At 71.1% G+C, this 7,493-nt stretch carries 6 protein-coding genes; 2 read left to right on the forward strand and 4 right to left on the reverse strand.

What is annotated here, in order from left to right; translation table 11 throughout:
• Nucleotides 1–19: 19 nt before the first annotated feature.
• Complete coding sequence (gene ndk, locus AB0C25_RS33010) at nt 20–445, reverse strand: nucleoside-diphosphate kinase (protein ID WP_357378533.1); 426 nt, start codon at nt 443–445, stop codon at nt 20–22.
• Nucleotides 446–586: 141 nt separating this feature from the next.
• Between ndk and AB0C25_RS33015 the strand changes: the two genes are divergently transcribed.
• The gene (locus AB0C25_RS33015) at nt 587–2,062 is read left to right on the forward strand and encodes a VOC family protein (RefSeq protein WP_357378535.1); all 1,476 of its coding nucleotides are present in this window, start codon (nt 587–589) and stop codon (nt 2,060–2,062) included.
• Nucleotides 2,063–2,100: 38 nt separating this feature from the next.
• Here the strand turns inward: AB0C25_RS33015 and AB0C25_RS33020 are convergent, their stop codons facing one another.
• Genes AB0C25_RS33020 through AB0C25_RS33030 form a run of 3 tightly spaced genes read right to left on the reverse strand, consistent with a single transcriptional unit; the run spans nt 2,101 to nt 6,487 of the window.
• Nucleotides 2,101–2,541, reverse strand: a complete 441-nt coding sequence (locus AB0C25_RS33020; RefSeq protein ID WP_357378537.1) for a DUF4233 domain-containing protein — start codon at nt 2,539–2,541, stop codon at nt 2,101–2,103.
• Nucleotides 2,538–3,872 (reverse strand): folylpolyglutamate synthase/dihydrofolate synthase family protein, encoded by a 1,335-nt coding sequence (locus AB0C25_RS33025; protein ID WP_357378539.1) that lies wholly within the window; start codon nt 3,870–3,872, stop codon nt 2,538–2,540. Before AB0C25_RS33025 ends, AB0C25_RS33020 begins: the two co-directional genes overlap by 4 nt.
• A complete protein-coding gene (locus AB0C25_RS33030; protein WP_357378541.1) occupies nt 3,869–6,487 on the reverse strand; it encodes a valine--tRNA ligase in 2,619 nt (872 codons plus the stop codon). Before AB0C25_RS33030 ends, AB0C25_RS33025 begins: the two co-directional genes overlap by 4 nt.
• 69 nt (nt 6,488–6,556) lie before the next feature.
• Between AB0C25_RS33030 and AB0C25_RS33035 the strand changes: the two genes are divergently transcribed.
• A complete protein-coding gene (locus AB0C25_RS33035) occupies nt 6,557–7,243 on the forward strand; it encodes a hypothetical protein (RefSeq protein ID WP_357378543.1) in 687 nt (228 codons plus the stop codon).
• Nucleotides 7,244–7,493 lie beyond the last annotated feature (250 nt).

The following is a 7,493-nucleotide window of genomic DNA, read 5'->3' on the forward strand; positions in this document are numbered from 1 at the left end:
CGGCCCGGCTCGGGGAGCGTCAGCCCAGCTCGGGGAACCAGAGCGCGATCTCGCGCTTGGCGCTGTCCGTCGAGTCGGAGGCGTGCACCAGGTTTTCCCGGTTGGACAGCGACAGGTCGCCCCGGATGGTGCCGGCGGCGGCCCTGCGGCCGTCGGTGGCGCCGACCAGCCCGCGGACCACGTCGATGACCTGGTCGCCGGAGAGCACGAGCGCGACAAGTGGACCGCTGGTCATGAAATCCTTCAGCGGCGGGTAGAACGCCTTGTCGACGTGCTCGGCGTAGTGCTCGTCGGCGAGCGTCGCGTCCATCGTCCGGTGCACCATCGCGTCGATTCGCAGCCCCTTGCGCTCGAAGCGGGAGAGGACCTCGCCGACCAGGCCACGGCGGACCGCGTCGGGCTTGATCAGAACGAGGCTGCGCTCATCCGGGCTGTTGCTGGACACGCTGGGTTCCTCCTGTGCACGCTGAACGCTCGGGATCGGTACGGTCAGCGTAGCGACCCGGTCCCGGCGCCGGCGCGGCGGCCGGTCTTTCGCCCGGTGGCCGATCCGGCCTAGCCTGGGCCTGACCCCGGGAGGTCCACTGTGGCGAATGGCGGGAACCGACCCATCGCGCCGGTACGCAAGCTGGTCGGCGTAGTGCTGGGCACCGTGGCCACGTTCGTCGTCCTCTTCGGGCTGGGCATGACCAGTTGGGCCATCGTGGCCCTCGGGGTCGCCCTGCTGGTGCTGGCGATCGCGCTGGCGACCGTACGCGGTGGCGGGCGCACCTGGGTGGTCGGTGTCGGGCACGTGCACAGCGCCTCCGAACCACCCACCCAGTACGCGTTCGGCCGCTGCGAACTGCAACTGGTGCTCGACGCGCCCGGTCTGCCACCCCGGTCCAAGAAGATCATCGAGCCGCGGGTGCCGGTCTCCAAGTGGCCGTCGCTGGGCCAGACCCTGCCGATCCGGGTCGCGTTGGACGACCAGCGGCACGTGAAGGTCCTCTGGGACGAGGTGCCGACCCACGCCGAGACCGCCGCCGCGGTCGCCGACCTCCCGCCGGAGTTCGCCGACGCCGACGCGATGGACGAGGTGCTGATCCAGCAGGATGCCCCGCCATGGGCCGACCGAGGGCCGGACGACGATTTCCGGGAAGATTTCCGCGACCCGCTCGGCGACCCTTACCGCGACCCACTCGGCCCCGATCCGGTACGCGCCGATCACCTGCGTACCGACCCCCTGCGCGACGACCCGCTGCGCGACGACCTGGGCGTCGTGCCCGAGGAGCGCGAGCCGGTGGTGATGCACCAGAGCCCGGGTGGCCCGGTGGTGTTGGAAGGCGTCCTCGTCGAGCAGCAGGCCAGTGGTGGGCTGCCCCGGCGGGCCACCCCGGCGCCACGCCCGCCCGCTGAGGAGCACTTCGACGAGCGGTACGACCTGCCGGAGGACGACCGGGCAACCCCGTCCCCCGGGGACCCCTTCGACCCACCCAGCGAGAGCGTCGATCCGCCGCCCGCCCAGCGCGTCGACCCGCCGCCCGCCCAGCGGTCCGGGCCGGGCGCGACCGACCCACTGGACCCGCTCGACCTCCCGCTCGACGACCCCTCACCCGCCGGGGCGGGACGCGAGACGGTCACCGACGAGGAGTTGGACCAGGCGATCTTCGGGTTCGAATCGGGCGCGACCGCCGATCCGGGCGCGCCGATCAGCGGGGTCGGTCTCACCCTGCTGGTGACCGACCTGTCCCGGTCGCTCGACTTCTACCGCGACGTGCTCGGCTTCACCGAGGTCGACCGGGGCGCCGGCAACGCCGTACTCGCCTCCGGCACGACCCGGCTCGTCCTGCGCGAGGTGACCGGCGCGGCGCCCATCAGCCGCCGCCTGGTGCACGTCAACCTTGAGGTCAACGACATCGAAGCGGCGTACGAACGGTTGCGCGGATCGGGCGTCCGATTCACGTACGCGCCCCGGGTGGTCAACCGGGGCTCGAAGCTGGAGGTGTGGGCGGCGGCGTTCCGCGACCCGGACGGCCACGGCATCGCGCTCACCCAGTGGCGCGAACGCGCCGAGGCCTGACCCCGGCCCGCTTCGCCTGGCCGCTGACCGGTCCGGCGTCAGCCGAGGATGACCCGGCGGACGTGCAGCGCGTACGCCCAGACCAGGGCGAAGATGATGCCCAGGGCGAGCAGCGACCAGTGCAGCAGACCGCCAAGCATCAGCAGTCCCTGGAGCACCGTGCCGGCGTGCCACGCCCAGGGGCGGCGCATCATGCCGGCGACCACGATGGCGGCCACCGCAAGTGCCACCACGGCACCGATGGCGGCGCCACTGAGATCACCGCCGACCACACGGATCGGCTGGATGGCGAGCAGCAGCACCAGCGCCTCCAGGCTGAGCGTGCCGGCCCCGAGGCCGCGTACCGCCCGCTCCGGATTGCGCAACCCGGAGCGTCGCGGCTGCCCGGCGACGCGCTCCCCCGGTACGGACGGATCGGCCGGCGAGCCCTGGTCGGCCGGGTCATCGGTGGCGTGGGGGTCCCGCTGCGGGTCGGTCATCGCTTCAGCAGCCGACGAGCATCGGCGACCGTCACCACCGAGCCGGTGACCAGCACCCCGACCCCGCTGAGTTCGCCGGGGACGTCCTCCTCGGCCAGGGCCACCGCCAGCTCGATGGCGTCCGGCATCTCCTCGGCCGAGTCCACCCGTTCCTCGCCGAAGATCTCGGCGGCCAGCGCGGCGAGTTCCTCGGTCGGCATCGCCCGTGGCGAGCTGTTGCGGGTGACCACCACCTGGTCGACCACCGGCTCCAGCAACTCCAGCATGGCCTCCGCGTCCTTGTCGGCGAGTACGCCGACGACCGCCACCAGCTTGCTGAACGCGAACTCCTCCTGGAGCGCGGTGACGGTGGCCTTCATGCCGTGTGGGTTGTGCGCGCCGTCGAGCAGGATCGTCGGCGCGTTACGGACCCGCTCCAACCGACCCGGGGAGCTGGTCGAGGCGAAGCCCTCCCGGACCGTCTCGACGTCCAGCTGGCGTCGAGCCCCGGCGCCCAGGAACGCTTCCACCGCGGCGAGAGCCACCGCGGCGTTCTGCGCCTGGTGGGCGCCGTGCAGCGGGATGAACACGTCGTCGTAGACGCCGCCCAGGCCCTGCAGGCTGAGCACCTGACCGCCGACCGCGACCGCCCGACCCAGTACGCCGAACTCGGCGCCCTCCCGGGCGATGGTGGCCCCGACCTCGGCGCTGCGATCGAGGAGAGGACCGGCTGCCTCCTCCTCCTGTGCCGCGGCGATCACCGTGGCGCCCGGGTGGATGATGCCGGCCTTGGCCAGCGCGATGTCCTGAAGGGTGTCACCCAACCACTCGGTGTGGTCCAGCCCGATCGGGGTGATCACACAGACCCCGGCCTGGATGACGTTTGTGGCGTCCTCCGCGCCGCCCAGGCCCACCTCGACCACCGCGATGTCGACAGGCGCGTCGGCGAACGTGGCGAACGCCAACGCGGTCGTCATGTCGAAGTACGTCAGCGGCTCGTCGGACCGCGCATCCACCAGCTCGGCCAGCGGTTTGATCTCCCGGTACACGGCCGCGAACCGTTCCTCGCTCACCGGCTCCCCGTCCAGGCTGATCCGCTCCCGGACGGTCTCCAGGTGCGGGCTGGTGTACCGCCCGGTGTGCAGCCCGTGCGCCCGCAACAGCGAGTCGATCATCCGTGCGGTGGAGGTCTTGCCGTTGGTGCCGGTGAGGTGGATCGCCGGGTACGCCCGCTGGGGACTGCCGAGCAGGTCCAGCAGCGACTCGATCCGGCCCAGCTCGAAGACCATGCGGGTGAAGCCACGGGCGTTGAGCTCGGCCTCGACGGCGGCGAATTCGGTACGGTCGGTCACGAGGAAAGCGTCTCCAGAGCAGCGTCGATCCGGACCAGGTCGGCCTCGGCGGTGGCGAGCCGGTCGCGGATCTTGGCGACCACCGGCTCGGGGGCCTTACCGATGAAGGCCGGGTTGTCGAGCTTCGCCCGAGCCTGCGCGACCTCCTTCTCGGCCGCCGCCCGGTCCTTCGTCAACCGGGCCCGCTCGGCGGCCACGTCGATCGACCCCCGGGTGTCCAACGCGACACCGACCGCGCCGGGCATGGCCAGCGTGGCGCTGGCCTGGAAATCGTCTCCGGCCGGGTCCAGCCGGACCAGGGAGCGGATCAGCGGCTCGTGGGCGTCGATGCCCGCCCCGGCCAGCCCGTCCAACCGGGCGGCCACCCGCTGGGTCGGGCGCAGCCCCTGATCGGAGCGGAACCGCCTGATCTCGGTGACCACGCGCTGCACACTGGCCAACTCGGCCTCGGCGGCGTCGTCGACGAGCGACCGGTCGGCCACCGGCCAGGCGGCGGTCTGCACCGTCTCGCCACCGGTCAGCGCGAGCCACAGCTCCTCGGTCACGAACGGGATGACCGGGTGCAGCAGCCGCAGCAGCTGGTCCAGCACGTGCCCGAGCACCCGACGGCTGGTCTCGGCCCGCTCACCGCCCTCGCCGAGCACCGGCTTGCTCAGCTCCACGTACCAGTCGCAGACGTCGTCCCAGGCGAAGTGGTAGAGCAGATCACACACCTTGGCGAACTCGTACGCCTCGAACTGCTCGTCGACCTCGGCGGTGACGTGCGCCAGCCGGGACAGGATCCACCTGTCGACGGTGGAGAGCCGATCGGCCGGCGGCAGGTCGCCCGTGGTGTGCGCACCGTTCATCAGGGCGAACCGGGTGGCGTTCCACAGCTTGTTGCAGAAGTTGCGGGAGCCCTGGCACCACTCCTCGCTGACCGGCACGTCCTGGCCGGGGTTGGCGCCCCGGGCCAGGGTGAACCGGGTGGCGTCGGCACCGAACCGGTCGATCCAGTCCAGCGGGTCGACGACGTTGCCGAACGACTTCGACATCTTCTTGCCGTACTCGTCGCGGACCATGCCGTGCAGGGCCACCACGTCGAACGGCTGCTTGCCGTCCATCGCGTACAGGCCGAACATCATCATCCGGGCGACCCAGAAGAACAGGATGTCGTAGCCGGTGACCAGGACGCTCGTCGGATAGAACTTGGCCAGGTCAGGGGTCTGCTCCGGCCAGCCGAGCGTGGAGAACGGCCAGAGCGCGCTGGAGAACCAGGTGTCCAGCACGTCCTCGTCCTGCCGCCAGCCGTCGCCGGTCGGCGGCTGCTCGTCCGGGCCGACGCAGACGATCTCGCCCTGCGGGCCGTACCAGACCGGGATCCGGTGCCCCCACCACAGCTGGCGGGAGATGCACCAGTCGTGCATGTTGTCGACCCAGGCGAAGTAGCGCTTGGACAGCTCGGCCGGCTCGATGCGGACCCGACCGTCGCGCACCGCGTCGCCGGCGGCCTGGGCCAGCGGTCCGGTGTTGACGAACCACTGCAACGACAGCCGCGGCTCGACCGTCGTCTTGCACCGCGAGCAGTGCCCGACCGCGTGCACGTACGGCCGCTTCTCCGCGACGATCCGACCCTGCTCACGCAACGCCGCCACGATCGCGGGCCGCGCCTCGAACCGGTCCAGCCCCTCGAACGGGCCGGGCACGGTGATCACCCCACGCTCGTCCATGACAGTGATCGCGGGCAGGTCGTGTCGCTGGCCGATCTCGAAGTCATTCGGGTCGTGCGCCGGGGTCACCTTGACCATGCCGGTGCCGAACGACGGGTCGACGTGCGCGTCGGCGACGATCGGGATGCGCCGGCCGGTCAGCGGCAGCTCGACCTCGGTGCTGATCAGGTGCTGGTAGCGCTCGTCGTCCGGGTGGACCGCCACCGCGGTGTCGCCCAGCATCGTCTCGGCCCGGGTGGTGGCCACCACGACCTCGTCGCTGTAGCGGATGGAGATCAGCTCACCGTCGTCGTCGGTGTGCTCGACCTCGATGTCGGAGAGCGCGGTCAGACACCGCGGGCACCAGTTGATGATCCGGTTGGCCCGGTAGATGAGCCCTTCGTCGAAGAGCTTCTTGAAGATCGTCTGGACGGCGCGGGTCAGCCCCTCGTCCATGGTGAAACGCTCACGGTCCCAGTCGACGGAGTCACCGAGGCGCCGCATCTGCCCCAGGATCGCCCCGCCGGACTCGGCCTTCCACTGCCAGACCCGCTCGACGAACTTCTCCCGGCCGAGGTCGTGCCGGGACAGGCCCTCGGCGGCGAGCTGACGCTCCACCAGGTTCTGGGTGGCGATGCCGGCGTGGTCCATGCCCGGCAGCCACAGCGCTTCGAAGCCCTGCATCCGCTTGCGCCGCGTCAACGCGTCCATCAGCGTGTGCTCGAACGCGTGGCCCATGTGCAGTGAGCCGGTCACGTTCGGCGGTGGGATGACGATGGCGAACGGGCGCTTGTCGCTGTCGGCGGAGGCCCGGAAGTGCCCGGCGGCTACCCACTGCTCGTACCGTCGCTGCTCTACCTCGCCGGGCTGGTACTGGCCGGCAAGGGTCGGGGCGTCGGGGCGTCGGGCATCCAGTCTCTCGGTCACCTGACAAGTCTACGGAGGGCTTCCGCGGACCTGACGTGCGCCACCTGTGGTTCGCGTACGGTGTCGGCTATGTCCGACGCACATCTCACCGAGCGGTCGCTCGACGGCGGTCGCGAGCCGGTCGAGCTGACCGAAGAGCCGATCCAGCTGAGCACCCGCGACTCCGGGGGCGACGCCGACGAACGATCGAGCGGCTGGTCGAGACGGCGCAAGATCGCTTGGACGGTCGCGCTGGTGGTCGGCCTGGCCGGCGCCGGGGTGCTGGGTGCCGCCGGGTGGCGGGTGGCGCAGCAGAAGGACACCGAGCTCACCTCGCCTCCGCAGGTCGCCGGCCTGACCCGGGACGACAGCGAACGAGCGAAGAGCACGGCCGACTACCTGCGCAGCGGCCTGGCGGCGGACATCGAGTTGGACCGCAGCTTCGGCACGGTCTACCGCGACCCGGCCGACGACAAGCGCTCCGTGCTCGTCTTCGGCGGCACCACCCTGCTCTGGCAGCCCGAGCGGGACCTGGAGAGCCTGTTCGGCCTCATGTCCGACGAGACAGGTGCGGTGACCGGCCTACGCGAGATGCCCGCCGGGGACCTGGGCGGCGTGCTGAAGTGCGGTAGCACCAGCGGTGAGGGTGGCGACTTCGCGGTGTGCGGGTGGGCCGACCACGGCAGCGTGGTCATGGCGATGTTCCCGGGCCGGTCGGTCAGCGACGCCGGTGGCCTGCTGCGCAACCTCCGCGCCGGCATGCAGTCCCGCAACTGACCCCACCCGGCCGACCGCCCCGGCCCAGACCAGACCAGACCAGACCAGACCACCGAACCACCCCGACGCCCGGCCACCCGGCGGCAAGATCGCGCGACCATCCTGGTCGTAGTGGGTCAGCGCGTTGGTAAGACCACGGCAGCGTGATCGCGAGAGCGTTGATCGACTCGGGTTTGCTGAAATCGTGGTGTCCCGCGCTCATGGATACCCCGATTTCAAGAAAGTCGAGGCGATCAACCCAAGCGCGGTC

Origin of the sequence: Micromonospora sp. NPDC048839, from assembly GCF_040649915.1 — a bacterium.
Taxonomy (GTDB): Bacteria; Actinomycetota; Actinomycetes; order Mycobacteriales; family Micromonosporaceae; genus Micromonospora.

Coding starts and splice junctions, on each gene's coding strand:
- AB0C25_RS33020 (WP_357378537.1), bottom strand. CDS start 2,541: ATGACCGACCCGCAGCGGGACCCCCACGCCACCGATGACCCGGCCGAC.
- AB0C25_RS33035 (WP_357378543.1), top strand. CDS start 6,557: ATGTCCGACGCACATCTCACCGAGCGGTCGCTCGACGGCGGTCGCGAG.